General features: G+C 70.1%; 25 protein-coding genes. 10 read left to right on the forward strand and 15 right to left on the reverse strand.

The genetic code is table 11. The features are described from left to right. The first annotated feature begins 18 nt into the window (after positions 1 to 18). The 5 genes from LDO11_RS02325 (at position 19) to LDO11_RS02345 (ending at position 4,295) form a co-directional block, all read left to right on the forward strand. A complete protein-coding gene (locus LDO11_RS02325) occupies positions 19 to 957 on the forward strand; it encodes a M20/M25/M40 family metallo-hydrolase (protein WP_232140180.1) in 939 nt (312 codons plus the stop codon). After that, the gene (locus LDO11_RS02330; protein ID WP_232140181.1) at positions 918 to 1,244 is read left to right on the forward strand and encodes a GNAT family N-acetyltransferase; all 327 of its coding nucleotides are present in this window, start codon (positions 918 to 920) and stop codon (positions 1,242 to 1,244) included. The genes LDO11_RS02325 and LDO11_RS02330 overlap by 40 nt, the downstream gene beginning before the upstream one ends. A gap of 37 nt (positions 1,245 to 1,281) precedes the next feature. After that, on the forward strand, positions 1,282 to 2,136 hold the full coding sequence (locus LDO11_RS02335; RefSeq protein WP_255683148.1) for an SAM-dependent methyltransferase: 855 nt from the start codon (positions 1,282 to 1,284) through the stop codon (positions 2,134 to 2,136). A 73-nt stretch (positions 2,137 to 2,209) separates the two neighbouring features. After that, positions 2,210 to 2,452 carry a hypothetical protein gene (locus LDO11_RS02340; protein WP_232140183.1) on the forward strand — a complete coding sequence of 81 codons (243 nt, stop codon included), beginning with the start codon at positions 2,210 to 2,212 and terminating at the stop codon, positions 2,450 to 2,452. A 49-nt stretch (positions 2,453 to 2,501) separates the two neighbouring features. After that, the gene (locus tag LDO11_RS02345) at positions 2,502 to 4,295 is read left to right on the forward strand and encodes a GGDEF domain-containing protein (protein WP_232140184.1); all 1,794 of its coding nucleotides are present in this window, start codon (positions 2,502 to 2,504) and stop codon (positions 4,293 to 4,295) included. Between the two features lie 11 nt (positions 4,296 to 4,306). On the opposite strand, the gene LDO11_RS02350 is transcribed toward LDO11_RS02345, so the two are convergent. Then, a complete protein-coding gene (locus LDO11_RS02350; RefSeq protein WP_232140185.1) occupies positions 4,307 to 4,735 on the reverse strand; it encodes a VOC family protein in 429 nt (142 codons plus the stop codon). Positions 4,736 to 4,881: 146 nt separating this feature from the next. Between LDO11_RS02350 and LDO11_RS02355 the strand changes: the two genes are divergently transcribed. Further along, entirely contained in the window at positions 4,882 to 7,008 is a 2,127-nt protein-coding gene (locus tag LDO11_RS02355; protein ID WP_232140186.1) for a M13 family metallopeptidase, read from the forward strand. A gap of 211 nt (positions 7,009 to 7,219) precedes the next feature. Here LDO11_RS02355 and LDO11_RS02360 read toward each other — a convergent pair whose 3' ends face one another. The 3 genes from LDO11_RS02360 to LDO11_RS02370 all read right to left on the reverse strand — a co-directional run bounded on the left by LDO11_RS02360 (position 7,220) and on the right by LDO11_RS02370 (position 10,954). Beyond that, positions 7,220 to 7,987: a hypothetical protein gene (locus LDO11_RS02360; RefSeq protein ID WP_232140187.1), complete on the reverse strand. Its 768-nt coding sequence runs from the start codon at positions 7,985 to 7,987 to the stop codon at positions 7,220 to 7,222. A gap of 34 nt (positions 7,988 to 8,021) precedes the next feature. Further along, positions 8,022 to 8,927 (reverse strand): hypothetical protein, encoded by a 906-nt coding sequence (locus LDO11_RS02365; protein ID WP_232140188.1) that lies wholly within the window; start codon positions 8,925 to 8,927, stop codon positions 8,022 to 8,024. A 200-nt stretch (positions 8,928 to 9,127) separates the two neighbouring features. Continuing rightward, positions 9,128 to 10,954, reverse strand: coding sequence for a DUF885 domain-containing protein (locus LDO11_RS02370; protein WP_232140189.1), 1,827 nt, complete (start codon positions 10,952 to 10,954; stop codon positions 9,128 to 9,130). 58 nt (positions 10,955 to 11,012) lie between these two features. Between LDO11_RS02370 and LDO11_RS02375 the strand changes: the two genes are divergently transcribed. Further along, positions 11,013 to 11,870, forward strand: a complete 858-nt coding sequence (locus tag LDO11_RS02375; RefSeq protein ID WP_232140190.1) for a hypothetical protein — start codon at positions 11,013 to 11,015, stop codon at positions 11,868 to 11,870. Between the two features lie 12 nt (positions 11,871 to 11,882). Here the strand turns inward: LDO11_RS02375 and LDO11_RS02380 are convergent, their stop codons facing one another. The 4 genes from LDO11_RS02380 to LDO11_RS02395 are packed head-to-tail and all read right to left on the reverse strand — an operon-like array spanning position 11,883 to position 15,744. After that, the gene (locus tag LDO11_RS02380) at positions 11,883 to 13,658 is read right to left on the reverse strand and encodes a DUF7844 domain-containing protein (protein ID WP_232140191.1); all 1,776 of its coding nucleotides are present in this window, start codon (positions 13,656 to 13,658) and stop codon (positions 11,883 to 11,885) included. A gap of 32 nt (positions 13,659 to 13,690) precedes the next feature. Further along, a complete protein-coding gene (locus tag LDO11_RS02385; RefSeq protein ID WP_129135743.1) occupies positions 13,691 to 13,996 on the reverse strand; it encodes a DUF2388 domain-containing protein in 306 nt (101 codons plus the stop codon). 38 nt (positions 13,997 to 14,034) lie between these two features. Continuing rightward, the gene (locus LDO11_RS02390; RefSeq protein ID WP_232140192.1) at positions 14,035 to 15,324 is read right to left on the reverse strand and encodes a TIGR03862 family flavoprotein; all 1,290 of its coding nucleotides are present in this window, start codon (positions 15,322 to 15,324) and stop codon (positions 14,035 to 14,037) included. 27 nt (positions 15,325 to 15,351) lie between these two features. After that, the gene (locus tag LDO11_RS02395; RefSeq protein ID WP_232140193.1) at positions 15,352 to 15,744 is read right to left on the reverse strand and encodes a hypothetical protein; all 393 of its coding nucleotides are present in this window, start codon (positions 15,742 to 15,744) and stop codon (positions 15,352 to 15,354) included. A gap of 151 nt (positions 15,745 to 15,895) precedes the next feature. Here LDO11_RS02395 and LDO11_RS02400 point away from each other — a divergent pair, with 151 nt between their 5' ends. After that, the gene (locus LDO11_RS02400) at positions 15,896 to 16,162 is read left to right on the forward strand and encodes a DksA/TraR family C4-type zinc finger protein (RefSeq protein WP_129135746.1); all 267 of its coding nucleotides are present in this window, start codon (positions 15,896 to 15,898) and stop codon (positions 16,160 to 16,162) included. Between the two features lie 117 nt (positions 16,163 to 16,279). On the opposite strand, the gene LDO11_RS02405 is transcribed toward LDO11_RS02400, so the two are convergent. Continuing rightward, entirely contained in the window at positions 16,280 to 16,924 is a 645-nt protein-coding gene (locus LDO11_RS02405) for a mechanosensitive ion channel family protein (RefSeq protein WP_129135747.1), read from the reverse strand. A gap of 192 nt (positions 16,925 to 17,116) precedes the next feature. Here LDO11_RS02405 and LDO11_RS02410 point away from each other — a divergent pair, with 192 nt between their 5' ends. Beyond that, entirely contained in the window at positions 17,117 to 18,631 is a 1,515-nt protein-coding gene (locus tag LDO11_RS02410; protein ID WP_435574588.1) for a calcineurin-like phosphoesterase C-terminal domain-containing protein, read from the forward strand. 102 nt (positions 18,632 to 18,733) lie between these two features. Here the strand turns inward: LDO11_RS02410 and LDO11_RS15815 are convergent, their stop codons facing one another. The 4 genes from LDO11_RS15815 to LDO11_RS02430 form a co-directional block, all read right to left on the reverse strand. Continuing rightward, positions 18,734 to 19,630 carry a C13 family peptidase gene (locus LDO11_RS15815; protein ID WP_232140195.1) on the reverse strand — a complete coding sequence of 299 codons (897 nt, stop codon included), beginning with the start codon at positions 19,628 to 19,630 and terminating at the stop codon, positions 18,734 to 18,736. Then, entirely contained in the window at positions 19,627 to 20,322 is a 696-nt protein-coding gene (mtnC, locus tag LDO11_RS02420) for an acireductone synthase (RefSeq protein ID WP_232140325.1), read from the reverse strand. The genes LDO11_RS15815 and mtnC overlap by 4 nt, the downstream gene beginning before the upstream one ends. 13 nt (positions 20,323 to 20,335) lie before the next feature. Beyond that, positions 20,336 to 20,884, reverse strand: a complete 549-nt coding sequence (locus LDO11_RS02425; protein WP_129135751.1) for a 1,2-dihydroxy-3-keto-5-methylthiopentene dioxygenase — start codon at positions 20,882 to 20,884, stop codon at positions 20,336 to 20,338. A gap of 110 nt (positions 20,885 to 20,994) precedes the next feature. Further along, positions 20,995 to 21,636 (reverse strand): methylthioribulose 1-phosphate dehydratase, encoded by a 642-nt coding sequence (locus LDO11_RS02430; RefSeq protein WP_129135752.1) that lies wholly within the window; start codon positions 21,634 to 21,636, stop codon positions 20,995 to 20,997. 101 nt (positions 21,637 to 21,737) lie between these two features. On the opposite strand from LDO11_RS02430, the gene LDO11_RS02435 reads away from it, so the two are divergent. After that, the gene (locus LDO11_RS02435) at positions 21,738 to 23,081 is read left to right on the forward strand and encodes a dicarboxylate/amino acid:cation symporter (RefSeq protein WP_343226073.1); all 1,344 of its coding nucleotides are present in this window, start codon (positions 21,738 to 21,740) and stop codon (positions 23,079 to 23,081) included. A gap of 96 nt (positions 23,082 to 23,177) precedes the next feature. Here the strand turns inward: LDO11_RS02435 and LDO11_RS02440 are convergent, their stop codons facing one another. Both LDO11_RS02440 and LDO11_RS02445 read right to left on the reverse strand, forming a co-directional pair. Next, the gene (locus LDO11_RS02440; protein ID WP_164972135.1) at positions 23,178 to 24,479 is read right to left on the reverse strand and encodes an amino acid permease; all 1,302 of its coding nucleotides are present in this window, start codon (positions 24,477 to 24,479) and stop codon (positions 23,178 to 23,180) included. 84 nt (positions 24,480 to 24,563) lie between these two features. Further along, positions 24,564 to 26,033 carry an amino acid permease gene (locus LDO11_RS02445; protein WP_232140196.1) on the reverse strand — a complete coding sequence of 490 codons (1,470 nt, stop codon included), beginning with the start codon at positions 26,031 to 26,033 and terminating at the stop codon, positions 24,564 to 24,566. Between the last annotated feature and the right edge of the window lie 39 nt (positions 26,034 to 26,072).

The following is a 26,072-nucleotide window of genomic DNA, read 5'->3' on the forward strand; positions in this document are numbered from 1 at the left end:
TGGCTGGGGGAGGATCGGATGCGCGGATCGCGATACGGAGGGGGCCTGGGCTGTCTGCTGGCGATCGCAGGCCTGGCATGGGCGCCGCTGCAGGCCTCGCCGCGACCGCAGTGGGCGTTCTCCACCGATGCGGTGTTCGATGCCTCCGCGGTGCCGGCCTATGCCCAGCGGCACGACGACGTGTACGCGCGCATCGATGCGGACCTCGACAGCCACGTGGAGCACCTGCAGCGCTGGGTGCGCCAGCGCTCGATCAGTGCCGTCGACGACGGCATCGACGCCATGGCGCAGATGCTCGCCGACGACCTGCGCACGATCGGCTTCCAGGAGGTCGAGCTGGTGGAGACGCCCGGGCATCCCGGCGTGCTGGCCCATTACGACGCCGGCGCCGCGCGCACGCTGGTGGTCTACATGATGTACGACGTGCAGCCGGTGGAGCCCAACTGGCGCATCGATGATCCGTTTGCCGGCGAGCTGGTGGAGCACGAACTGGGCACCGTGCTGATGGCGCGCGGTGCAACCAACCAGAAGGGTCCGCAGCGCGCATTCCTCAATGCGGTGGACGCGGTGCTCAGGACCCGCGGCACCCTGCCGGTGAACCTGTATGTGGTCGCCGAAGGCGAGGAGGAGCTGGGCTCGCCGAACTTCGGCGCGGTGCTGGAGCCGTGGCAGGAGCGCCTGCGCCGGGCGGACGGCGCGTTCTTTCCGATGAACATCCAGGCCGCGGACGGCAGCGTCGCGCTCAACCTGGGGGTCAAGGGCCTGGTGTACTTCGAGCTGGAGTCGCGTGGCGGCGGGCACGGCGGCCCGCTGCGTTCGGAGGTGCACGGGTCGCTGAAGTCGCTGGTGGATTCGCCGCCGTTGCCCGCCGCCTGCTGCGCGCCGCGCAGCGCACACCGCCGTCGATGTACGCGTGGATGCTGCAGACACTCGATGCCGCAGTGCCGATCGGCCTGATGACGGTGGCGCCCACAGCGGACCCCGCGCGCGGCGAGCTCGGGCTGATGTTCGATCCGCGGCAGTCCGGCTGCGGATACGCGACGGAGGTCGTGGCAGCGCTGCAGCAGCAGGTCCATGCTGTGGGCGGAGTACTCGACGCCAGGCACCGCCCGGGCAACGTGGCAGTGCGCCAGCTGATGCTGCGGCTGGGTTTCCTGCCACGCGCCGGGGAGGGCGGCTACGTCGGCTGGTGCAGCCTTCCAGCGACGCGGCTGCCGGTGCTGTCGCCCGGCGTCAAAGGGTGATCTAATTCACATTCGCGAGTGTCGGGGGACACCTGGGATGGGCAGTCGGGGGCGACTTTCCTGCGTGGGGCTGGGGATGATGCTGGGGGCGCATCTGGCACCGCGTGCGCGCAGTGAAATCTCCAGTGCCGACGTGGTGTTCGTGGCCGCCGCGGACCCGATCGTCGAGCGCTGGGTGCAGGGCATGCATGCCGACGTGCGCAGCCTGCAGCCGTGCTATGGCGAGGGGCGTTCGCGGCACGCCGCGTACCGCGACATGGTGTCGATGATGATGGCCGAGGTGCGCCGCGGTGCGCGCGTCTGCGGGGCGTTCTACGGCCACCCCGGCGTATTCGCCACCGTCCCGCACCGCGCGATCGCGCAGGCGCGCGCGGAAGGCTTCGACGCGTGGATGGAGCCGGCGGTCTCGGCGGAGGACTGCCTCTATGCGGATCTCGGCATCGATCCCGGCCGCGTCGGTTGCCTGCATCTGGAAGCCAGCCAGTACCTCGCCTACGTGCGGCGCATCGACCCGTCCGCCTACCTCGTGCTGTGGCAGATCGGCGTGGTTGGCGACCTCGGCGTCAGCCGCCGCAGCACCGGCGCGGTCGAACGCGCGCTCCTGGTGGGCAAGCTGCTGGCCGACGGCTATCCGCCTGACCACGAAGTGATCCTCTACGAGGCCGCGACGCTGCCGGTCGATCGTGCGCTGATGGCGCCGATCGCGCTGGATGCGCTGGTGGATGCCAGCCCGTCGATGCAGGCGACACTGGTGATCCCGCCGGCGCGGCCGATGCGGCGCGACGAGGCCATGATCGAACGCCTGCGCCAGGCCGGCCGGTGGTCGACGCGAGATGCGTTTGCCGGGGGCAGGGGTACGACTGCGGAACATCGCGAGGCGGCGCCGGCCTGAGCACCGGCGGGCCTGCGACGGGTGTGCGTCTGTTGTCGGGTATGCGGTATCAACCACACAGAGGGGAAGGCGGATGTTTGACGAGGACCTGGGCAGGCTCGAGGCGCTGGGAGAGCTGCCACGTGGCAGCGTGGTCGACGACATGGCGGCGCTGGTCGCGTCCGTCGCCAGCGAGCGCGCGCGGCACGATGCGCTGATGTGCATGATCATCGCGCCGGATGAGGGCGAAACGGAGTTTCCCGAGGAGCGGACCGATGAAGGACATGACGACGGCCAGCCGGAACCGGCCGAGCGCGGGGACCGCGCGCCGGAGTAGCTGGCCCACGCGCGGGCGGTTGCTGTCCGCGCTGTGCCTGTTGCTCGCGATGCCGATGGTGGCTGTGGCCGCGGGTGCGGCGGCCGCCGGTGTCGACGAGGTCGAGGCGCTGCTCGTCGAGGCGGGCAGCGTCAAGACGTCGGACGTGGCGCGTTTCCAGCAGCTGCTGGCCGAGCTCGACGCGCGTGCGCACGACGCCACGCCGCAGCAGCGGCAGCGGCTGCAGATCCTGCGCGCGTATCGTCATGCCCTGCTGGGCGAGTCCGGTCCGGCCGTGGCTTTGCTCGAGGAGGTGCTCGGGGAAAGCCGCGACGCCGATATCCGCTTCGAGGGCGGTGGTCTGCTGTCGAACATCCACGCCGCCAACCGCCGCTTCGAGGACTCGCTGCGCATCCTCGAGGAGATCCTGCCGCTGCGCGATCACATCCAGGACCTGGAGATCCGGCACCGCGGATTGCTCAATGCGGGCGTGGTCTACAACCAGGTCGGCGAGTACCGGCTCGGCCTGCAGCTGGCGCAGGCGGTGCTGGATTCCCGGCCCGAGCCGCGCAACACCTGCGCCGCGGAGAACCTGGTGGCGGAAGCCGCGCTGGGGCTGGAGGAGGATCTCGACGAGGCGCGGCTGCGCGCCAACATCGCCCACTGCGATTCGATCAACGAACGTGTGTTCGCCGCCTTCGCGCGCGCCCACCTTGCACGCTGGCTTGCGGCGAGCGATCGCGTGGACCAGGCGATCAGGCTGCTGGAAAGCTACCTGCCGACCGTCGAGGACATCCGCTATCCGTTCCTGCAGGGCGTCTACCACGCGCTGCTTGCGGAGTACCGCCTGCGCGACGGCGCGCAGGCGCAGGCGGAGGCCCATGCCGCGGTCGCGGTGCAGCGCACCCGCGGGATCGGCAATATCGAACCGCTGGTGTCGGCGTACGGCACGCTCTATCGCATTGCCAGCGAGCGCGGCGATCCCGCGGCCACCCTCGAGGCCTACAAGGCGTTCGTGGACGCGGAGCGCCGGCACCTCGACGACGTCAAGTCGCGCGAGATGGCCTACCAGATCGTGCGCCACCAGTCGCAGCAGCAGGCGCAGCAGATCGAACTGCTCAACCAGAAGAACGCGCTGCTGCAACTCGACCAGAGCACCACGAAACAGCGCGCACGGCTGTGGCTGGTCGTGGCCGGCCTGCTGTCGTTCCTGCTGGCCACCACCGCGTACTGGGCGTTCAAGACCAAGCGCCTGCAGATGCGCCTGCGGCGCCTGGCCGAACTCGATGCGCTGACCGGCGTCTCCAACCGCCACCACTTCACCGAGAAGGCCGGGCGGCTGCTGGCGGCATGCCGGCAGGACCACCGGGTGGTCGCACTGCTGACCTTCGATCTCGACCACTTCAAGCAGGTCAACGACCGCTTCGGCCACGAGGCCGGCGACTGGGTGCTGCAGCAGGTGGCGAAGGCGTGCGCGGAGCTGTGCGGGCCCGGCGACTGCATCGGCCGGCTGGGCGGCGAGGAGTTCGCGATGCTGCTGCCGGGCTGCGACGCCGCCACCGGGCGGCGGGTGGCCGAGGATGCGCTGGCGCAGCTGGCCGCGGTCGATACCGGCCGGCGCGGGTATGACCTGTGCATCGCGGCGAGTTTCGGCATCACCGACACCACGCTGTCGGGCTATGACCTGACCCGGCTGATGTCGCATGCCGACCGCGCGATGTATGCGGCCAAGCGCGCCGGCCGCGCGCGCGTGGCGGTGTTCGACGAGGACAACGTGCGCGCGCTGACGCCGCGATCCGGCACCGGCGACGGGCCGATCGACCTGCGCCCGTCGGGCGGTGAGCGGCGCGTCCTGCCGGTGTAGGCAGGCAGGTCTCAGAACGTGATGTGCACCGATGGCGCGCTGCGGTGGGCGTCGCCATGGTGGACGGCTTCGATGTTGTTGCCGTCGGGATCGAGCACGAAGGCGGCGTAGTAGCCCGGGTGGTAGGGGCGTACGCCCGGCGCGCCGTTGTCGCGACCGCCCGCGGCGAGCGCGGCACAATGGAACGTGTCGACGGCGGCGCGGTCGGGCGCCTGGAAGGCGATGTGCTGTCGGCCGGTCAGCTGTCCCTGCGCCGCCCCGCTGACGGCCGTGCAGACGAACAGCTCGTCGGCCCAGAACCAGCCTTCGCCGGAGCCGCCGACCGGTACGCCCAGCGCATCCAGCACGGCCGTATAGAAGCGTCGGCTGGCGTCGAGGTCGCGGACCACCAGTTGCAGGTGGTCGATGAGTCGCCCGCGGTGCAGTTCGTCGGTTTCCATGCGTCCTCCTCCTGGCGCCGACATCCTACTGCCGGTCCGCGGCCGGGACGACCCGGGACTTTTGGCCCACGGCGCACCCCCGGCCTGCGGGTACTCTGGGTGGCTGGGGCAATCCGTGCGCCCCGCTTACACGACCGGAGAACCCGATGAAGAAGTCCCTGCTGTCCCTTGCCACCGCGCTGGCACTCGCCGGTGTCGCGCCGCTGGCCGCGGCCCATGACAACCATGCCTGCATCGACGCGTCCTGCGACATGGTGGCCCTCTTCCAGGCCACCCCCGAAGGGCAGGGCGGCAGCGGCGAAGTGATCGAGGCGCGCCGCTTCGGCAGCTGGGGCATCGACACCGCCGGCATGAACACCGACGTGAAGCCCGGCGAGGACTTCTTCGCCTACGTCAGCGGCACCTGGGCCGAGAACACCGAGATCCCCGCCGACCAGTCGATGTACGGCTCGTTCCTGATCCTGCGCGACCTGTCCGAGGCGCGCGTGCACCGGATGCTCGAGGGCTACCAGCTCGGCAATCCGGCCGGCACCGACAACGCCGCCAAGCTGGCCGCGCTGTACCAGGGCTTCATGGACGAGGCGGCGGTCGAGGCGCTCGGTGCGAAGCCGCTGCAGCCGAAGCTCGACGCGATCCGCGCCGTCGACGGCAAGGACGGCATGGCGCGCCTGATGGGCGAGCGCAACGCGACCTTCGGTGGCAGCTTCTTCGGCCACTACGTCGGCGACGACCAGCGCAACCCCGATGTCTACACCCTCTACCTCAGCCAGTCGGGCCTGGGCCTGGGCGACCGCCAGATGTACCTCGACGAGAAGTTCGCGCCACAGCGCGAGCGCTACGTGGCCTACATCGCCGAACTGCTGCAGCTTGCCGGCTGGGACGACCCGCAGGGCAATGCGCAGAAGATCATGGCGATGGAAACGCAGATCGCCGAGGCCCACTGGACCCGCGCCGAGAGCCGCGATCGCGACAAGACCTACAACCCGGTGAAGTTCGCCGAACTCGATACCGTCGCGCCCGGCTTCCCGTGGCAGACCTACCTCGCCGCCGCTGAGGTCGATTACGCCGATGCCGGCGTGATCCGCCAGGACACCGCGTTCCCGAAGATCGCGAAGATCTTCGCCGATGCCGACCTCGACACTCTCAAGGCCTGGCAGGCATTCCACACCACCGACAACGCCGCGCCGCTGCTGTCGAGCGACTTCGCCGACGCGCACTTCGAGTTCCGTTCGAAGTTCCTGTCCGGCCAGCCGGAGCAGCGCGCACGCTGGAAGCGTGCGGTGGCCTACACCTCGTCGGCGATGGGCGAGGCGATCGGCGAGGACTACGTGAAGCTCTATTTCCCGCCGGATGCCAAGGCGAAGATGGACGAGCTGGTCGCCAACGTGAAGGTGGCGATGGGTGCGCGCCTCGACCAGCTGGACTGGATGAGCCCGGCGACCAAGGCCGAGGCACGGTCGAAGCTCGCAGGCTTCGGCCTGAAGATCGGCCACCCGGACGAGTGGCGTGACTACAGCGGCCTGCAGCTCGCCAATGGCGACGTGTTCGGCAATGCCGAGCGCGCGATGGCGTTCGAATGGGATTACCGCAAGGGCCGCATCGGCAAGCCGGTCGACAAGGCCGAGTGGGGCATGACCCCGCAGACCGTCAACGCCTACTACAACTCGGTCAAGAACGAGATCGTGTTCCCGGCCGCGATCCTGCAGCCGCCGTTCTTCGATCCGGATGCCGACCCGGCGGTCAATTACGGCGCCATCGGCGGCGTGATCGGCCACGAGATCATCCACGGCTTCGACGACCAGGGCCGCAAGTCCGATGGCGCCGGCCTGCTGCGTGACTGGTGGACCGCCGAGGACGCGGCGAAGTTCGAGGCCCAGGCCGCGAAGCTGGGTGCGCAGTACGAGGCGTTCGAGTTCCCGCAGCTGCCGGGCATGCACATCAACGGTCGCGTGGCGATGGGCGAGAACATCGGTGACCTCGGCGGCCTGACCATTGCGCTGGAGGCCTACCGCCGCTCGCTCGACGGCAAGCCCGCTCCTGTCATCGACGGCTTCACCGGCGAGCAGCGCCTGTTCATGGGCTGGGCGCAGGTGTGGCGCACCCTGTGGCGCGACGACGCGCTGCGCCAGCAGCTGGTCAACGGCACCCATTCGCCGGGCCACATCCGCGCGTTTGCGCCGCTGCGCAATATCGATGCCTGGTACGACGCGTTCAACGTGACCGAGAGCGACCCGCTCTACATCGCCCCGGAAGACCGCGTGCGGATCTGGTGATCCCGATCCGCGGATAAGGGAGGGGCCGGCACGATTCGGCCCTTCTTCCACGCTGCAGGCAACAGGGCCGGGTCATCCGGCCCTGTTGCGTTTGGGTCACTCGCACAGGCCATTGGCGGGCCGGGCAACGATCATCCGGTTGGCGGCATACCGGTCACTGCCGGGCCGCCGGGTGATGTGCTACCGCCACACGCGCCCGTGCTACGACCGGTCAATCCTGCGTGGAGCGGAACGAGCGCTCGTAGAGCTGCCGGCCTTCCTCCGTGATCGCGTCCCATTCGGCCTGGCTGTACGAACCGCGGCCGCCCTGCGGGCCGTCCCGCCACAGGTGGTCGTAACGCTGGCGATGCATGCGCTGCTCCGCCCCGTCCGACGCGCTTGTGGCGTTGCGTCGGGCCAGGACCAGGTCACCCACGTAGCCATACACGATGCCGGCACGCGCGTCGGGCGGGTACAGCAGGTTGTCGCCGGAGACCCCGTTGAGCTGGTTTGCGTAGGTGATCAGAGCGGATACGTCGCCCGCCTGCAACGCGTCCTCGAGCCAGCTGCGCGCGTGCGTGCGGCGGCGTGCCACCTCTTCCACGTGGCGGATCACCTGCTCGCGGGTCCGGAATCCGGCAAGCGCGTAGTCGACGTACCAGCTGCGCGCACCGGTATCGCCTGACAGCGCCAGGCGCTCGGTGCGCTGGAAGCTGCGCTCGATCATGCCGGCAGGCAACGCACGGCAGCTCTCGTGGTTTTCCAGGCGTTCGAGAAGCTGGCGCTCGATGTTGGCCTGCCGCGCCTCGAGGCCGGGCATGTCGGGGCGGGATTCGAGCCACGCCTGTTCGCGCTCGAGCTCCTGCAGCAGCCGGGCAGGCGTGTCGTCGGCGAGTGCCTTGTGACAACGCGACAGGCGGCTCCCGACCAGCAGCGTCGCTTCGGTGTCTCCGGCCGCTGCAAGCGGCTCGAATTCGGCGATGAACTCCGCAAGCGGCATCGCCCATCGTCGTAGGTTCTCGGCAATGGCGTCGTCAGTGCCGGGAAATGACAGGTTGTCCTGCGCCCGCATCCGCGCCGGGGCCAGCGCCTTGCGCAGGGAGTCGAGTTCGGCGCTGTCTGCCGGGGCAGCGGGCTGTTCCGCCGCCTCCTCCGGCGGGACCGGCAGGGGATCGTCGCGCTGACAGGCGGCCAGCAGGGCTGCCGCGGTGATGAGGAGAAGTCCGCGCGTAGGTGTCATCGGCGGTCCCCCATGCGCCAGTCATGCGTTGCAAGGAGTTGCCGTGCACGGCGCGGGCCTCGCCCACCGTGTCCGCGGGTTGTCCGTGCAGAAACTTCGTTTCCATCTCCATGCGCAGGCCCTCGGGAAGGCGCTGGCCATCGGGCGTGCCGAGGTAGGCGAACCAGTAGGCCAGGGCACGTGGCGGATCCGCGGGCAGCCAGCCATCGCTGGCATAGGCACCCGCGGCGTTGCGCAGGGCATCCGGCTCGCCGGCGCGGATGGCGGCCTCGAGCATGGTCCTGGCGAGGTCGCGCCGCCGCGCCACCTTGGTGGCGTTGTCCACCAGCGCCGCCGGGTCCTGGAACTCCTCGAATGCGACCTGCGGGTACAGCGCCATCGCGCCCGGGTGCCCCTGGGCGGCGGCACGGGCGATATGGCCGTAGGCGGTGCCGGCTGGTGGCGTCTCGCGCAGGCTGTCGGTGCCGGCGCACAGCCGTTCGCCCTCGGCATGCGCATACAGGAACAGGTCGATGTTGCGATCGTCGCCGACCGGCCGCCCACCGATTCGCACGGCGTCACCGACCTCGGCGATGGCGCTGGCCAGCATCTGCGTGAGCTGGGCGGCAGGGACCGGGCGATAGCGCAGGCAGTACGCCAGGGCCTGGCCGATCCGGAACGAGGCTTCCGCATCGCCACGCTGCGCGGCGTCCTCGAGCACGGCCCGGTTCGCGTCGAACGTGCCAGCGGGAAGGGGCGGATGTGGATTGGAGAACGCCGCGGCGGGGGCCGTGGTGGTTGCAGCCTCCGGCTCCGCTCCAGCCGGAGCGGCGGGCTGGTGGGTGTGCAACACTCACCAGCCCAGTACGGCAGCGGCCAGCGCCATCGCCGTCAGCACCAGCGGCCGTCGCCGCGCGACCTTCATGCCTGCGCGGCTTCCGCGATGTAGGCATCCACCTCGCGCTCCAGCAGTTCCAGCGGCACCACGCCGGTCAGCAGCACGCGGTTGTGGAACTCGCGCGGGTCGAAGCGCTCGCCCAGGGCGTCGCGGGCCTTGTCGCGCAGGCGCACGATCTCGAGCTGGCCGATCATGTACGAGGTCGCCTGGCCCGGCATCACCACGTAGCGGTCGACCTCCGACGGCGGGATGCCGTAGTCGATCGCCTGCTGGCGGGTCCAGCGCATCGCGTGCAGGCCGGTGTCGGCGACCAGGCGCCGGGCGCGGAACAGCGCGGCATCGAGCTGGCCGAGCCGCCCTTCCGGATCGCTCTCGTACCAGCCTTCCTCGGCGGCCAGGCGCTCGGCGTACAGCGCCCAGCCTTCGCTGAAGGCGGAGATGCCACCGAGTGCACGGGTCTGGCGGAACTTCGGCAGCGCCCGGTTCTCCACCGACAGCGCCACCTGGAAGTGATGGCCCGGCACCGCCTCGTGGTAGACCAGCGTGCGCAGGCCGAAGCGGGTCAGCCGGTCGGGGCGCAGCGGCATCTGGTAGACGCCCGGGCGCGAGCCGTCCAGCGGCGGCGCGGTGTAGCTCGCCGCGGCGCTGGCCCAGCGGTACTCCGGATAGGGCTGGGCGATCACCGCCGTCTTCGGGCGGATGTCGAACAGCGCATCGGCACGTCGTTCGGCGTCGCGCATCATGGTTTCGATGTCGTCCATGATCGCCTTGCGGCCGGCGTCGTCGTTGCTGTAGGCGAGGTCCTTGCGCAGTGCGTCGATGCGCTCGCGGACGCTGCCGTCGGTGCGGCCGATCGAACGCAGGATGGTGTCCATCTCGCCTTCGATGCGTGCCACTTCGCGCCTGCCGATCTCGTGGATCTCCTCGGCACTGAGCGAGGTGGAGGTGAACCGGCGCAGATGATGCGCGTACGCCTCGGCACCGCCGTCGAACCGCCACAGCCCGGCATCGTCGGTGGCGGCGGGCAGCTGCGCTTCCAGCGCCGCGATGGCGCGCTGCCATGCCGGATAGACGCTGTTGCGCACGACCGCTGTGGCGTCGGCCACGTGCGCCCGGCGGGTGCCGGCATCGATCGCCTCCGCCGACGCCAGGCGGTCGTCGAACGTGGTCACCAGCGGGTTGGCCTCCGGTGCGGGGCTGATGAACTGGCGCATCTGCGCGATGGTCGCTTCGAGGATGAAGCGCGGCGGCAGGATCTCGCGCGCGGCGAGCTCGCGCGAGCGCGCGGTCGCTTCGTCCATCCGTGCCTCGAACTGGCGCAGCCGGGACAGGTAGTTCGCCGCGTCCTGGGCGTTGCGCACCGGGTGCACGACGGTCATCAGGTTCGGCAGGCCGACATTGGCGCCGCTGAACTGCTGCAACGGGAAATCGGAATCGGCGTGCTGTTCGCCGTTGACGATGCTCTGCAGCTGCCAGGCCATCAGTTCGGCGGACACGCGTTCGGTCGGATCCATCGCCGCGCGGTCGAAGCGCGCCAGCTCCGCCAGGCCCTGTTGCGCCAGTGCCACCGTCTCGCGGCGGAATTCCCGTGTCTGCGGGGTGAGCTGGCGGTCCATTTCCGCCTGCAGTGCCGGATCGTCGAAATAGCCGCTGGCGGTGGCCGACGACGGCTGGCGGCGCATCCATGTGTCGGTAAAGGACTCGAAGAACGCGGCGACGCCGCGCTCGTCCTGCGCAGTGGTCGATGCGGGCGACGTGCCGGTCGGATTGGCAGGCGTGGAGCAGGCGGCGAGCGTGAGCGCGGTGGCGAGCGCGATCCCCAGCGGGGCGGGACGGAACCTGATGGGCACGGCAGCTCCTGGAAGACAGTGGTCGCACGATTCTAGCCATGCGGCGCCGGCTGTCCGGGTGCCGTTCGGCCTGGACGGGGTGTCGTGGGCACGGTGCGGAGCGGGCGTCGTGGCGATTACCCTGTCGATCCCCGATCTGGAGGACGACACCATGCACCGGTTCCGGTACCTGATCGCTGCAGGTTTGTGCACGTTGCTGGGCGGATGCGGTGAGCCGACGCGGAACGTCGGCGACGCGCCGCCGCCGCAGCTGCCTGCGGCCGTTGCGGTGGGCGATGGGTCCGTGCTGAAGCAGGATCTGGTCATCGCCACCAACGAACCGTTCCTGCAGGCGCGGGTGGACGCTCGCGAGCTGGTGTTGACCGGGGTCGATCTCGGCGAGCGCCGCATGGCGGTGGAGCGCGCCACCGTGGAGGGGGACACGCGCACGGTCATTGCCCGTGACGCCGCGGGCAGCGTCGAGGCGGTGGTGCGGGTCTCGCCCTGCGAGGACAGCATGTCCGGCGCGGCGTTTCCGTTCTCGGGCGAGCTGACCGTCGACGGCGACGGGCCGCATCCAGGGTGCGCGCGCCCGGCGTCGATGCCGGCGCCGGGTGAGCCGGATGAGCAGCGCGACATGCCGATGTTGCCGGCCGCGTTCACCGGCCGCTGGGCGCCGGATGCGGCCGCGTGCACCGATCCGGCCAGCATCGGGGGCATCACGATCGCCGCGGATGCGATCCACTTCCACGAGAGTGTGGGAACCCCGCGCGCGGTGCATCCCGAAGGCGAGGATATCGCGACCGTGGTGTTCGCCTATGTGGGCGAGGGCGAACAGTGGGAGGCCGAACAGCGCCTGCGCCTGCGCGACGCCGATACGCTCGAAATCACCGGCCCCGACGGACTGCAGCTGCAGCGGGTGCGTTGCGTGAGGTGATGCGGAGCGGCGCTACGACGCCACGTCCCCGGCGCTGAGGCGGCGCAGGCGTGCGGTGGTCCGGCTGACGTTGGCGTGGATCGCTGCCAGCTCGTCGGCCATTGCCGCCGGCAGCATCGCCTGTGCGCGTGCATGCAGGTTGCCGGACCGTTCGCGCCGTGCGGAATCGAGCGTCGCCGCCCGTTCGCCGGCGACCGTCAGCTCGTCCGCCTGCGGCAGTCCATAGCCCGGCACCCGGGCCAGCAGCATCGCCGGGCGCACCAGCACGCCCTCGGCCGCGAGGACCTCCTCGGCCAGGCCGCGGGCGGTGGCTGCGTCCGCGTCGCCGGCGCGCAGCAGTCGGTGTTTCAGGGCGTCATACGCGCGCAGTTCGGCGCGGCGCAGCGCCGCCTCCTCCAGCACCAGCAACGCGGCGGTGCTGCGCAGGTCGCCACGCTGCAGCCACGGCGTACGCGTACCGGCTTCAAGTGCCAGCCATGCGCGGGCGTCGCGTACGGGCAGGTCGAGCATGCCATCGGCCACGTCGAACAGCGCCTGGTAGTGGGCGTCCGCGGCGGGGAAGAGATGGCCGTGCCGGATGGCGTTGTCCCTGTCGGCAAGCACCGAGGCATCGGCGATGCCGCGGCGTTCCAGCTTGCGCAGCAACCCGTTCGGCGTGATCGCCGCCAGTCGCGCGGACGCCAGGCGTGGCACGGCGTCATGCAGCAGCTTGAAGGTCTCGGTCGCGCAGTTGTTGCCCAGGAAACTGTAGCGCCCGTCGTAGTTCCAGTGCAGCTGCGCCGCACGTTCGATCAAGGCCGCGATTTCGGCCTGCTGCAGCCGCAGCGGCACTGCGCGCAGGCCGCGCAGCTCGACCTGCGTGTATTCCTCGACCACCTGCGACAACGGCAGCACGAACAACCGCGACGGATAGTGCCCGGTGAGCCCGCGCCAGCTGGAGATCTGCACGTCGTCGACGAACGCGCGGAACGACAGCACGCGGTGGTGCGCAAGGTCGAAACGGCAGTCCGGCCCGGGCGTGCGGCCGGGCGCGCACACCACCAGCCGCAACATGCTGTGGCCCCAGCGGCTCATCGGCGCATGCGTGGGCTCGGCGAACAGGTACTCGACCGCGTGCACGCGCGCCGGGTCGAGCGCGTCCAGCGGCGGGTGATCGCCGTGTTCGCTCGCGGTCACGAACGGCAGTGCATCCGCACACGGCCGTAGTGGTGCGTGTTCACCGTCGACCCCGAGCCGCATGGCGAGATGGCGATGCAGCGCCGGCCGACGGCAGCGGTAGTCCGGATCCAGAAGGAAGTGCTCGAAGTTGACCGCGACGAATTCCGCCGGGCTGTGCAGCTCGTACGGATCGGGGCTGCGGTCGCGCAGCGGGTTGTCTGCGTTGCGCAGGCCGAACCGCCGCGGCCGCAGCTGCCAGCCGGCGAGATCGAGCAGCCGCGGATCGCGTGACAGCCGCAGCCGGGCGTCGAGCACATGCGCGATCTCGTGCAGCAGCGCCGCCAGTGCGGGATCGGCGTCGCCGTCCGCCGCGGGTGCGAGGACCAGCCGTCGTGGCAGCCGGATCCGGTGCGCGTGCTGCCGGCCCTGCACATGTGCGGGCAGGGTATCGACCACCTCCAGGCGCAATGGCGGCAACTGCGCCTGCAGCGCGGACGGCAGTACGTCCCCGGCGCGTTCGAGCAGTCCGCCGACGGCGGCGTGGGTGGCGGCATCGGTGGGTGCCGGCGTGATCGGCAACGCCGCGGCGTGTGCCTGGACGGCCAGCAACAGCGCGAGTATGGACAGCACCCTGCAGCCCGCGCCCGCGTGGCGCACACGGCTCACAGCGCGAGGATGCTCCTCGCGAGCGCGAGGTCACTGGCGTCGCGTGCGGCGTCGGATTGTGCACGCAGGTGGCGCAGCGCCGCTTCCAGGCGCACGCCACGGATGCGGCCGTCGGTGGCCACGAAGCTGGCGGCGTCGCTGCGTGCTTCCACCAGCACCTTGTCGTTGCCGGAGGTACTGCCGCTCGAGGCCGACACGCCGCCCGATGTGGCGCCGGCCGAGGTGCCGGCGAAGCTCGACGCCGCGGCGGGAGCCGCGAGGATGGCCAGGAGAAGGGCAGGCGTGACGGCAATGCGGCGCATGGTGAAGTCCGGGAACGTGCAGGAGTGGCGGCGGCAGCCTAGCGCATTGCCGTGTCGGCGCCGCGGGCCGGGGTCGCGGTTCCATGATCTGCCAGCCAGGCGAGCATGCCTTCGGCGGCAACCACGCCGCTGGCGAAGCAGGCGGTCAGCAGGTAGCCGCCGGTCGGGGCTTCCCAGTCGAGCATCTCGCCGGCCAGAAACACGCCTGGCCGGGCCTGCGCCATCAGTGCGGCGTCGAGCGCTTCCAGTCGCACGCCGCCTGCCGTGCTGATCGCCTCGGCCACCGGCCGCGCGCGAAGCAGGCGCACCGGCAGGCGCTTGAGCAGCGTCGCCCGCGCATGCGGATCGTCGGGCAATGCCGCGCCCGCGACTTCGCGCAGCAGGCCGGCGCGCACGCCATCGATGCCGGCGTTGCGGCGCAGGTGCTCGCTGGCGCTGCGCTTGCCGCGCGGACGCGCGAGGTCGGCCGCCAGCCGCGCAGCGTCGCGGCCGGGTGCCAGGTCCAGCCACAGCGTGGTTTCGCCGTCGCGGGCGATGGCGTCGCGCAGGTCGGCGGCGATCGCGTAGATCGCGCTGCCTTCGATGCCGGTCGCGGTCACCACGCACTCGCCCTGCAGCTGCCGTGCGCTGCCGTGGAGGTCGGTCCAGTGCAGCACCACCGGTTTCAGCGGGGCGCCGGCGTGGCGTTCGGCGAAGTGCGTGCTCCAGCCGGCATCGAAGCCGCAGTTGGCCGGTTCCAGCGGAGCGACGGCGATGCCGGCCTGCTGCAGCGGTGCCACCCACGCGCCGTCGGAGCCCAGCTGTGGCCAGCTGGCGCCGCCCAGGGCGAGCAGGGTGGCGCGCGCCTGCAGGCGGCGCTCGCCCTGCGCGGTCTGGAAGCGCAGTGCGCCGTCTTCGTCCCAGCCCAGCCAGCGGTGCTGCACGTGGAAGCGCACGCCGGATTCGCGCAGGCGCCGCACCCAGCCGCGCAGCAGCGGGGCGGCCTTGAGATCGCTTGGAAACACCCGCCCGGAACTGCCGACGAAGGTCTCGACGCCGTGCCCGCGGGCCCACTCGCGCAACGCGTCGGCATCGAAGCGCTGCAGCCAGCCGGCCACCGCCGCACGGCGCGCGCCATAGCGCGCCACGAATGCATCGAACGGCTCGGAATGGGTGAGGTTGAGACCGCCCTTGCCGGCGATCAGGAACTTGCGGCCGACCGAGCCCCTGGCTTCGAACAGGTCGACCTCGACCCCGGCGGCTCGCAGGACTTCGGCAGCAATCAGGCCGGCCGGGCCGCCACCGACGATGGCGACGCCGGGCAGGGCGGCTGGGTGGCTTTCGGACATGGCGCCATTATCGGCGCGCGACGCCGATCAGGACACCGTCACGTGCCGGGTCTGGCGCTCCGCTTCCAGGGCGTCGAGATGCTCGGTCAGCGTACGCGCGTGCGCTGCGGCCTCGTCGGCCGCCGCCGCGCGCAACTGCGGCGAGCAGCGCAGCTGCAGTCCGGCCTCGCCCGTGGCGTGCCGACGGGCGATATGGCGCAGCATCGCCAGCACCATCGCCGCGCTGTCGGTACGCGCCGCGGTGCGGCCGTCGAGCAGCAGCAGCCACTCGCCATCGCGCAAGGCAGCGGCGGCAACGGTCTCACCACCCGGTTCGGCCAGGCGCGCCTGCAGGCGCAGCGGATCGCCAAGGCGGCGGATCGGCCGCGCGGGTTCGTCCTTGCGCCGGGCATCGCGACGCGCCTTGGAGAATCGGGACATGCAGGGTGGATCCGCTGGCAGCGCCATCTGGCCGGCGCCCATCGTAACGGGGCGATGGCAGGGTCGCAGCTGAACGTCGCATCGGAATCACGTTGCCGGCGTCACGGGCGGCCCCATATGGTGGGGTTCCAGATGATGCGGAGGCTGGGACATGGCAACCGGATGGGCCGGCGATGGCGCCGTGCAGGAGCAGATCGACGCCACCGTCGAGGATGCGATCAAGCGTGCGCGCAGCCAGCTGCGCCAGGGTCCGGGCCTGACCCACTGCGAGGAGTGCGAGGCGCCGATTCCGGAAGCGCGCCGGAAGGCCGTGCCCGGCGTGCGCCTGTGCGTGCGCTGCCAGGAAGCCGAAGACCGCGAGCAACTCGCGGCCAGCGGCTACAACCGGCGTGGAAGCAAGGACAGCCAGCTGCGGTAGGGCGGGATGCGTTCCGGACAGGCCGGTGTGCGCTGGATGGAGTCGCGCCGGACGTGGCCTGCGAAGCCGGCCGACATGCCCGGCCGGATCGGAACCGCACGTCGCCAGGGGTCATGCTCAATCGTCGAGGTCGAGTGCGCCGCCACGTGCGGTTGCGGCACGGGCATCGGCGCCGTCCGCCTGCAGGCCCGGCAGGCGCGGCAGTGCCGGCGGCGGCCCGCGCCAGCGCCGCACCGTGCGCTGGAAGAACAGGTTGTTCGGTACCAGCAGGATGGTCCCGGCTCCCTCGGCGCCGGTCTCGTGCAGCGTGGTGTAGACGAGGTTGATGTCGACCACGCGCCCGCGCAGCCCGGGCTTCTCACCGTTCTCCAGCAGTTCGACGTGGTCGAACAGGCGGAACGGGCGTGTGGTGAAGATCAGGATGGTGCAGAAGATGTTCGACAGCACGCTCCAGGCCGCGAAGAACGCAACCGCTGCCACCGCCGCGAAACCGGTGAACGCCGTCCACAGCACGGTCCCGGACACGCCGAGCCGCTCGAGGATCAGCATGATGGCCGCGGCATAGATGACGAAGCCGAGCACCCGGCGGGTACCCACGGCGAGCTGCGGCGGCAGGTCGTAGCGTGCGTTGACGCGCAGCACGACGCGGTGGACCAGCCGCTGCAGCAGCCACGCCACCAGCAGCACCAGCGCCACCTGGGCGAGGGGCACGATCACGCCCAGCCAGCCTGTCCACCAGCCGGGCAGCAGTGTGTGGCGCATTCGGGGGTTCCGTCGTCAGGGACCGGCCATTGTAGAAGGCGCATGCCGGCAACGGCCGTTGTCCGCGACATGATCCATGTCGACGGGCAGTACGGCGTCGTCGTCGCCGAGGCACGGCGACCACGTGGTCCGTGTCGATCGACGTGCCGTCATCGCGCGATCGCATAATGCCGGTTCGTTTCCACTGCATGAATCGCGATGCGCACACCGATCCTGTCCGTCCTCCTGCTGTCCGCGATCAGCGGCAACGTCGCCGCCAGTTGCATGGAGGGTCGCGTCGTCGATCCGGACGGCGATGGCATCGCCGCGGTCCGGGTCTCGGATGGAAGGCAGCTCGTCACGACCGGCGACGATGGGCGCTTCGCGTTCGCCGCGGCGCCGCAGGCTCCGGTATTCGTCATCAAGCCGGCGGGCCACGTGGCACCCGCCAACGGAGAGGGCCTGCCCGATTTCTGGCGACAGCCCGACGCCACGGACTGCAGCTTCGTGCTGCGTCCGGAGCCGGTGACGCGCGACGCGCTGGAAGTGCTGGTGTTCTCGGATCCGCAGACCAGCGACCTGCGTGAGGTCGGCTACTACCGTGACGACGTGGTCGCACCGCTGGTCGGGCGTCATACGGCTGCGCTGGGGGTGACCCTCGGCGATGTCGCCAACGACGACCTGTCGCTGTATCCCGCGATCAACGCGGTGACCACCATGCTCGGGCTTCCATGGCTGCACGTGGCCGGCAACCACGATCTCGATCCCGCCGATGACGCCCGCTCGCTGCACAGCTTCCAGGCGGTCTACGGCCCGGACACCTTCGCCTGGGAGGAGCCGGAAGCGGTCTTCGTGGGCCTGGACAACGTCATTGCACAGCCCGCCGGCAGCTCCGGCTACACCGGCGGCCTGCGGCCCGGCCAGTTCGATTTCCTCAAGGCCTACCTGCCGACCGTGGCGCGCGACCGCCTGCTGGTGGTGCTGATGCACGTGCCGCTGTTCGATGCCCCGGCCGGACGCGAGACCTTCCGGCCCGCCGATCGCCAGCGCCTGTACGACCTGTTGGCCACGCACCCGCGGGTGCTGGTGCTGAGTGGCCATCGCCACACGCTGCAGCATGTGTTCCACGACGCTGCCAGCGGATGGTCTGGCGCGAAGCCGCTGCACGAGTTCAACGTCGGCGCGGTCAGCGGTGCGTTCTGGAGCGGGGCGCCGGATGCCGCCGGCATTCCGGACGCCACCATGGCCGACGGCACGCCCAACGGCCATGCCACGCTGCTGGTTCGCAGCGGTGGCGACTACGCGCTTGCCTGGCATCCGGCGCGCGTGGGCGACGGCGGCGATGCCACCACCGCGATGGGTCTGCATGCGCCGCGTGTCCTGCGCCGCGGGGCCTATCCGGCCTGGGGCGTGTACGCCAACGTCTACATGGGGCTGCCGGACACGCGGGTCGAGTTCCGCGTGGGCGAAGGCGACTGGCAGCCGATGCGTCGCGTCGAGGCAGCGGACCCGCGGCTGACCATCGAGAACGCGCGCGACGACCTGGCCGACGCCCTGCGCGGGCGCGACCGCTCGCCCGAGGCGGTGCCATCGACCCATCTGTGGCGAGGCGCACTGCTGACCGGTCTGCCGGCCGGCGAGCACCGCGTCGAGGTCCGGGCATTCGACCGCTGGCAGGGCGAACAGCGCGCAAGTACGTCCTATCGGCTGGATGAGTGGGTCGACTGAGGCCGACGCCTGGACGATTGATTCGTTCTGTCCGCGACCGTCCGGAGCTGGAGCACTGCGCTTGGGGCGGGGCACGCACGTCGTGCGCGTCGCCTGCGGTGTCTACGGCTGTGTTGCGGGTGCCATGAACGGCACCGGCAGCCCGGGTTCCATCGCCGCCCGCCACCGTTGCAGGCGCGCGGCGATGTGTGACCCGACCGAGATCTGCGGCAGCGAAGGCTCGAAGCCGGCTTCGCGCTCGCGCCTGGCGATCGCCCGGGTGGCCACGTCGTAGGCGGCGATGGGGTCAGGAGTGGCGTTGAGGCCGTCCACCAGCCAGGCACGCCCGAAGTAGGTCAGCTCGGCCTCGGCACCGCAGCCGAACGACGGGCGGTCCGCACTGGCTGCGGTGACCAGCAGGGTGTTGGGGCCCTGCAGGCTGTCGATGAAGCCGCCGGAGAAGCACGCCGACACCACCAGTACGCGGTGGCGGATGCCGGAGTCGTCGAGTGCGGCGCGCAGGTCCGCCGGGCCGATGCCCTCGTCGATCATCGGCGGCAGCACCATCGCGAGTTCATGGTCCTCGCTGCCGTGTGTGGTGACGAACAGCAGCAGGACGTCTTCCCCGGGGTCCATTGCCCGGCCCAGCCCGGCAAGCGCGTGGCGCAGGCTGGCAGCGGTCGCCAACGGCTGCGGCGCGGCCTCGTCGAGGCTGTCGGGATGGTTCACCAGTGCAAGCGTGCGCCCGCCATTGCCCAGGCGCGTCGCCGCCACCTGCTGCAGGTGCTCGACCTCATTGCGGAACACGTCCTCCTGCCCGTCACCGGCAACACCCAGCACGTACAGGTCGGTGATGCCGGGCCGCTGCGGCGGCAGCGCGGCCAGGGCCGCGTCGATCAGTTCGCGGTCGCGCGCCGCCCATCCGTCGTCGACCGGCTGCGCACAGGCGGGCAGTGCCACCAGCGCGCACAGCAGCAGCGCGGGCAGGGACCATCGCCGGCGCACGGGCCGCGCGCTCACCCGGCGTCGATTTCGTCGAAACGCTCGACCCGGCGATGACCGCCGGTGGCGTCGCCGGTACGCGGCTGCGGGTAGTCCTCGTGGCGGTCCAGCAGCACGGTCTGCAGCCCCGCTTCGCGGGCGGCGTCGAGTTCCTCGACCACGTCGGAGAGGAACAGGATGGTGTCCGGCGCGGTATCGAGTGCCCCGGCGATGCGCGCATAGCTCGCGGCCTCGCGCTTGCCGCCGGTTTCGGTGTCGAACCAGGCCGACACCAGCGCGCCGAGGTCGCCGGCATCGCTGTGGCCGAAGAAGAGCTTCTGCGCCGGGACCGAGCCCGAGGAGTACACCGCGATCCGATGGCCTGCCGCGTGCCAGGCGCGCAGCTTCTCCGCCGCATCGGGGTAGACATGCGCGGTGAAGTCGCCGCCGCGGTAACCCTCGGCCCACAGCAGGCCCTGCAGCGCCTTGAGCGTGGTGTGCTTGCGGTCGGCGTCGATCCACTGCTCGAGGATCGCCACCACTTCGGCGTCGCTGGACACGCCGGCCTCGCCGGCCACGGCATCGACCCAGCGCCGCACCTCGCGGTCTTCGGCGTTGGCGGCGATGAAGTCCGCCAGCCGCGTGCGCGCGTACGGGAACAGCACCTCCTTGACGAAGGAAATGCTGCTGGTGGTGCCCTCGATGTCGGTGAGGATGGTGTGCGGAAGCATGGCCATGGCGGACTCAGTCGCGCTGGTAGCGCGGGAATTTCCGGGCGATGTCGGTGCCGGTGAAATGGCCGATCCAGCCGTCGGGCTGCTGGAAGAAACGGATCGCCACGAAGTTCGGCTCCGGGCCCATGTCGAACCAGTGCGTGGTGCCGTCCGGCACCGCGATCAGGTCGTCCTTGACGCACTCGATCTCGTAGACGCGGTCATCCACGTGCAGCGTGAACAGCCCCGAGCCTGCCACGAAGAAGCGCACCTCGTCCTCCTTGTGGAAGTGCTCGTCGAGGAACTTCTCGCGCATTTCCTCGCGCTTCGGGTTGTCGGGGGCGATGCTGATGACGTCGACGCTGTTGAAGCCGCGCTCGGCGACCAGGCGGTCGATGTCGTCACGGTAGGCGGCAATGACTTCTTCCTGCGACGCCCCCGGCGCCACCGGCTGGCTGGCCTGCCAGCGCTCGAAGGTCACGCCGATGCGGGCCAGCTCGCGGGCGATCTCGTCGCCGTCGTGGCTGGTCAGCAGCGGAACATCGGGGGCATCGTCGGCGAAGATGCGCAGTCGGCTCATCGGGGGCTCCTTTGGCCGCGGAGAGGGCGGCACAGGTTGTGCATTGAAGTCCGGCGTGGGGGTGCGGCCGGCGGAACACAAGGCGACACGCCACGCAACGGCCGGGGTGTTCAGCCGCGCACGCCCAGCCGTCGCAGGTCGAGTTCGCAACCGATCAGGAACTCGAACGCGTCCAGGTGGCGGCGCGCTTCCGCCATGTCGCGGCCCCAGGCGTACAGGCCATGGCCATCGATCAGATAGCCCCACATCGGTGTCTGGTCGAGCAGGGTGTCGACCAGCGCCGCAAGCGTCGGCATGTGCTGGCTGTTGGGCAGCACCGGCAGGTCGATCGCGGCTTCGTGGGTGGCGTTGCCACGGAACGCCTTCAGCAGTTCGTAGCCCTCGAGACGGACGCGGCCTTCGCCGGCGAACAGGCGCGAGGCGACGGTCTGGTTGTGCGAATGCGTGTGCAGCACGCAACCGATCTCCGCATCGCGGCGGTAGAGCCGGGTGTGCAGCAGGGTCTCGGCAGACGGGCGGTGCTGGCTGCCGACGGCCTGGCCGTCGAGGTCGACCACCATGATGTCGGCCTCGGTGAGGCGACCCTTGTCGCGCCCGGATATGGTGATCGCAGCGTGCCCGGCATCCAGGCGCTGCGAGAAGTTGCTGCTGGTGGCCGGCGTCCACCCGAGCGCCGCCAGTTCGCGGACGTTGACGATGATCTCGCCGGCGGCATCGGCCAGCTGCTTGGTGTCGTATGGAACGGCGCTCATGGCAGGACTTCCTCGAACAGCCGCCACTATACCGTTGCCCGGCAGGACTGGCGTGGGTGCCGCGGCCTGCCTAAGCTGCCGCGTCCCGGGGAGAGATGGCCATGGTGTCGTCGTCAGCGTCAGCAGCAGCGCCAGCACCACGTCGCAGGCTCCCGCTGCACTGGAAGATGCTCATCGGCTTCGTCGCCGGCCTCGTGGCCGGGCTCGTGGCCTATCTGACCAGCGCGGATGCGGAGTGGGTGCAGGCGGTCACGCGCTACGTGACCACGCCGTTCTCCACGATCTTCCTCAACCTGATCTTCATGCTGATCGTCCCGCTGCTGTTCTCGGCGCTGGTGGCGGGCATCGCCGAGATGGGCGACGTGCGCTCGCTCGGCCGGATCGGCTGGAGGACACTGGCCTGCACGGTGGCGCTGTCCACGGTTGCGGTGCTGATCGGGCTGGTGGCCACCAACTGGCTGCGCCCGGGTGCGGGCGTGGACCCGGTGCTTGCGGATTCACTGATCGCCGAGAACACCGGGCGCACGCAGCAGATCGTCGCCAGCGTCGATGACACCCCGCGCGGCATGGACATGCTGCTGTCGATCGTGCCGAGCAACGTCATCGACGCCGCGTCGAGCAATGCCTCGATCCTCGCGCTGATGTTCTTCGCGGTGATGTTCGGCATCGGCATCGTGCTGACCGACCCGGAAAAGACGGCGCCCTTGCGGCGGGTGATCGAGGCGGTGTTCGAGGTGTCGATGACGCTGATCGGGCTGGTCATCCGGCTGGCGCCGTACGCGGTGTTCTGTTTCATGTTCAACCTGGCGGCGATCTTCGGCTTCGAGCTGCTGATCCGCCTCGGTGCGTTCGTCGGCGTGGTCGTCGGCGCGCTCGCGCTGCACATGTTCGTCAGCTATTCGATCGCGCTGAAGCTTGCCGGCCATTCGCCGCTGGCGTTCTTCCGCAACATCCAGGAAGCGATGCTGATGGCGTTCTCCACCGCGTCGAGCAACGCGACGTTGCCGACCGCGCTGCGGGTGGCGGAGGAGAACCTGCACCTTCCACCGCGGGTCTCGCGTTTCGTGCTCACCGTCGGAGCGACCGCCAACCAGAACGGCACTGCGCTGTTCGAGGGCGTGACGGTGCTGTTCCTGGCGCAGTTCTTCGGCGTGGAGCTGACGCTGGGCCAGCAGTTCATGGTGATGCTGGTGTGCATCCTCGGCGGCATCGGCACCGCCGGCGTGCCCTCGGGCTCGCTGCCGGTGATCGCGTTGATCTGCGCGATGGTGGGCGTCAACCCGATCGGGATCGGCCTGATCCTGGGCGTGAACCATTTTCTCGACATGTGCCGGACCACGCTCAACGTGACCGGCGATCTCGCGCTGGCGGCGATCGTGTCCGGGGGCGAGCCGGTGGATGCGGGGCCAGTGGTGGCGTTGGAACAGAGCGTGGAGCGGGTCTAGAAGGCCGTCGCGGCGTCGTGAGTTGGAGGCCGCAGCATTTGCGGCTCCGGACGGCGCCTCACCGCCTCGGGTGGTGCGTCCCGCAGCGGGCCAGCTTCAGCGCACGTCCGGGCTGCGCCGCGCAAAGCCGCGGTAGGCGGCCCAGGCGAGCAGGGCGATGACCAGCGAGCCGATCAGGGTGTCGACCGGGGTCGACCACACCAGCAGGCCGCAGGCCACTAGTGCGCCCATGCCCAGCATGCGCTCGCGACGGCCCGACGGACGCTCGCGGGTGCCCAGCAGTAGCGCCAGACCGGCGGTGGCATAGGCCATCACCACCAGCATCACCACCATCTCGATGATGACCTCGAACTGGGCACCGACCGTGGAGGCCATGGTCAGCACTGCGATCGCGCTCATCGACAGCGCGACGATGAAGAGCCCCCAGCCGGCGGAGCCGTTTGCGCGTAGGCGGCCGAAGATCGCCGGCAGGTAACCACGCTGTGCCGCACGGGCGCCGGTCTCGCCCGACACCAGCATCCAGCCGCCCAGCGTGCCGGTGGCCTTGATCGCCGCGGCCGCGGCAATCACCGGGATCGCCCAGGCGCCGAACATCTCGCCGGCAACCAGCGCGAACGGAGCGCTCGAATCGGCCAGGACGTCGGCCGGCACGATGCCCATCATCAGCACCGACGACACCAGGTACACGGTGCCGGCGATGAGCACGCCGCCGATGGTGGCGCGCGGCACGTTGCGGTCGGGGTCGTCCACCACGCCGGCCACCATCGCACCGGTTTCCAGGCCGATGAAGGCCCAGAAGATCGGCGCCAGCGAGCCGAACACCACCGCCGCATCCGATTCGCCGGAGACATTCCAGGCCGCGCGGTAGATGCCCTGGTCGAAGCTTGCCCAGCCGGCGATCAGCACGGCTGCCACCGGCAGCAGCCCGAACACCACGCAGAACGACTGGAAGCGGGCAATCGGCCGCGGACCCATCATGTTGAGCGCGAACATCAGCCAGATCAGCAGGAGCTGACCGGCCAGGCGCACGCCGTAGCCATCCTCGATCGGCAGCAGCAGGATCAGGTATCCGAACGCCGCCACCGCGATGGCGTTGTTGCCGATCCACGACGACACCCAGTACAGGGTGCTGGTGAGGAAGCCGAAGTCACGCCCGAGCACCGGGCGCACGTAGTCGTCGGGCGAGTTCATTTCCGGGTACTGCCGCGCCAGGCGGGCGAAGGCCGCGCCCAGCACCACCGCCAGGCAGGTCGCCAGCAGCCAGCTCAGCGCGGTGATCGCGCCGGAACGGGCCAGCGTGGCCGGCAGCAGGAAGAACCCCGAACCGATCATGTTGTTGGCGACCATGAAGGTCGCAAGCACGGGGCCGATCTTCTTGGCCGTGGAGACGGTGGACATCCGCGCATCCAGCTGGAGAGGCGCACCCTTCGGGTGCGGGAAACACATTCCGGCCCGCACGCGGCGGGCCGGGATGGTCATGCATCAACGGGTGTTGAGCTTGCTGTTGCGGCGCCCGTAGAAGAAGTAGATCAGCAGGCCGACGAAGGTCCACGCGGTGAACAGCTTCCAGTGCTCCAGGAACGACTGGGAGAACAGGAACATGCAGGCGAGGAAGCCGAGCGGGCAGATGATCGTCGCCGCCGGAACGCGGAACGGCCGGTGCAGTTCGGGGCGCGTACGGCGCAGCACCAGCACGCCCAGGCACACAGTGGCGAACGCGACCAGGGTGCCCATCGACACCAGTTCGCCGAGCACGCTCAGCGGCATCAGGCCCGCCAGCAGGCACGCGGCGATGCCGACGATGATCGTGCCGACGTAGGGCGTGTGGTGCTTCGGGTGCACCTTGCCGAAGATCCCAGGAAGCAGGCCGTCGCGCGACATCGTGTAGAAGATGCGCGGCTGCGCCATCAGCATCACCAGGATCACCGACGACAGGCCGGCGATGGCGCCGATCTCGACAGCGGTCTTCAGCCACGCGAGCTCCGCATACGGCTCGAGTGCGGTGGCCACCGGCTTGGCGGTGTTGAGTTCGGTGAAGGGTGTCATGCCGGTCAGCACCGCGCAGACCGCGATGTAGATCACCGTGCACAGCGCCAGCGAACCGAGGATGCCGATCGGCATGTCGCGCTGCGGGTTCTTGGCCTCGCCGGCCGCGGTCGAGACCGCGTCGAAGCCGATATAGGCGAAGAACACCACGGTGGCCGCGCGGAACACGCCGTCCATGCCGAACTGGCCCGGGCCGGTGTTCTCCGGGATGAAGGGCGTCCAGTTGGCGGGATCGACGTAGAAGATGCCGACACCGAGGAATGCGGCGATGACCGTGACCTTGATCGCCACGACGATGCCGTTGACGAACGCGGACTGGGTGATGCCGACATAGCACAGCCCGCTCACCGCGGCGACGATGACGACCGCGGGCAGGTTGAAGATGTTGGCGGTACGCACGAAGCCACCGTTCTCCCAGGCGATCGGCGCACCGGCAAGCTCCGCCGGGAAGGGTATGCCCAGCGTCGACGTGAGGAAGCTCACGAGATACCCGGACCAGCCGACCGCCACCGTGGAGGAGGCGAACAGGTATTCGAGCACCAGGCACCAGCCGATGAACCAGGCGACGAATTCGCCCAGCGTGGCATAGGAATACGAATACGCACTGCCCGAGACCGGCAGCAGCGCCGCGAACTCGGCATAGCACAGGCCGGCCAGGGCGCAGGCGATGCCGGCGATGACGAAGCTCAGCATGATCGCCGGGCCGGCGTGGTTGGCCGCGGCCTGACCGGTCAGCACGAAGATGCCGGCGCCGATGACCGCGCCCAGCCCGAGCAGCACGAGGTGCTTCGCGGTGAGGGTGCGCTTGAGTTGGGCTTCGCCCTGGAGACTCCCTTCGACTGGTTCACCCGCGTCCACGCGCGGTGCGGCTTCGACCGGTTTGACCCTGAAGAGGTCTCTGAGCATGTTGTTCCCCAGCATTGAGTACGAGCGGGACGTCGGCAG

The sequence above is a fragment of the Alterluteimonas muca genome (assembly GCF_021191595.1).
GTDB classification, from domain to species: Bacteria; Pseudomonadota; Gammaproteobacteria; order Xanthomonadales; family Xanthomonadaceae; genus Luteimonas; species Luteimonas muca.

Excerpts from the sequence above, each read along its gene's own strand:
- LDO11_RS02325 (WP_232140180.1), top strand. The coding sequence starts at position 19 with ATGCGCGGATCGCGATACGGAGGGGGCCTGGGCTGTCTGCTGGCGATC.
- LDO11_RS02330 (WP_232140181.1), top strand. The coding sequence starts at position 918 with ATGCTGCAGACACTCGATGCCGCAGTGCCGATCGGCCTGATGACGGTG.
- LDO11_RS02335 (WP_255683148.1), top strand. The coding sequence starts at position 1,282 with ATGGGCAGTCGGGGGCGACTTTCCTGCGTGGGGCTGGGGATGATGCTG.
- LDO11_RS02340 (WP_232140183.1), top strand. The coding sequence starts at position 2,210 with ATGTTTGACGAGGACCTGGGCAGGCTCGAGGCGCTGGGAGAGCTGCCA.
- LDO11_RS02345 (WP_232140184.1), top strand. The coding sequence starts at position 2,502 with ATGCCGATGGTGGCTGTGGCCGCGGGTGCGGCGGCCGCCGGTGTCGAC.
- LDO11_RS02350 (WP_232140185.1), bottom strand. The coding sequence starts at position 4,735 with ATGGAAACCGACGAACTGCACCGCGGGCGACTCATCGACCACCTGCAA.
- LDO11_RS02355 (WP_232140186.1), top strand. The coding sequence starts at position 4,882 with ATGAAGAAGTCCCTGCTGTCCCTTGCCACCGCGCTGGCACTCGCCGGT.
- LDO11_RS02360 (WP_232140187.1), bottom strand. The coding sequence starts at position 7,987 with ATGCCGCTTGCGGAGTTCATCGCCGAATTCGAGCCGCTTGCAGCGGCC.
- LDO11_RS02385 (WP_129135743.1), bottom strand. The coding sequence starts at position 13,996 with ATGCGCCGCATTGCCGTCACGCCTGCCCTTCTCCTGGCCATCCTCGCG.
- LDO11_RS02390 (WP_232140192.1), bottom strand. The coding sequence starts at position 15,324 with ATGTCCGAAAGCCACCCAGCCGCCCTGCCCGGCGTCGCCATCGTCGGT.
- LDO11_RS02395 (WP_232140193.1), bottom strand. The coding sequence starts at position 15,744 with ATGTCCCGATTCTCCAAGGCGCGTCGCGATGCCCGGCGCAAGGACGAA.
- LDO11_RS02400 (WP_129135746.1), top strand. The coding sequence starts at position 15,896 with ATGGCAACCGGATGGGCCGGCGATGGCGCCGTGCAGGAGCAGATCGAC.
- LDO11_RS02405 (WP_129135747.1), bottom strand. The coding sequence starts at position 16,924 with ATGCGCCACACACTGCTGCCCGGCTGGTGGACAGGCTGGCTGGGCGTG.
- mtnC (WP_232140325.1), bottom strand. The coding sequence starts at position 20,322 with ATGCTTCCGCACACCATCCTCACCGACATCGAGGGCACCACCAGCAGC.
- LDO11_RS02425 (WP_129135751.1), bottom strand. The coding sequence starts at position 20,884 with ATGAGCCGACTGCGCATCTTCGCCGACGATGCCCCCGATGTTCCGCTG.
- LDO11_RS02430 (WP_129135752.1), bottom strand. The coding sequence starts at position 21,636 with ATGAGCGCCGTTCCATACGACACCAAGCAGCTGGCCGATGCCGCCGGC.
- LDO11_RS02435 (WP_343226073.1), top strand. The coding sequence starts at position 21,738 with ATGGTGTCGTCGTCAGCGTCAGCAGCAGCGCCAGCACCACGTCGCAGG.
- LDO11_RS02440 (WP_164972135.1), bottom strand. The coding sequence starts at position 24,479 with ATGTCCACCGTCTCCACGGCCAAGAAGATCGGCCCCGTGCTTGCGACC.
- LDO11_RS02445 (WP_232140196.1), bottom strand. The coding sequence starts at position 26,033 with ATGCTCAGAGACCTCTTCAGGGTCAAACCGGTCGAAGCCGCACCGCGC.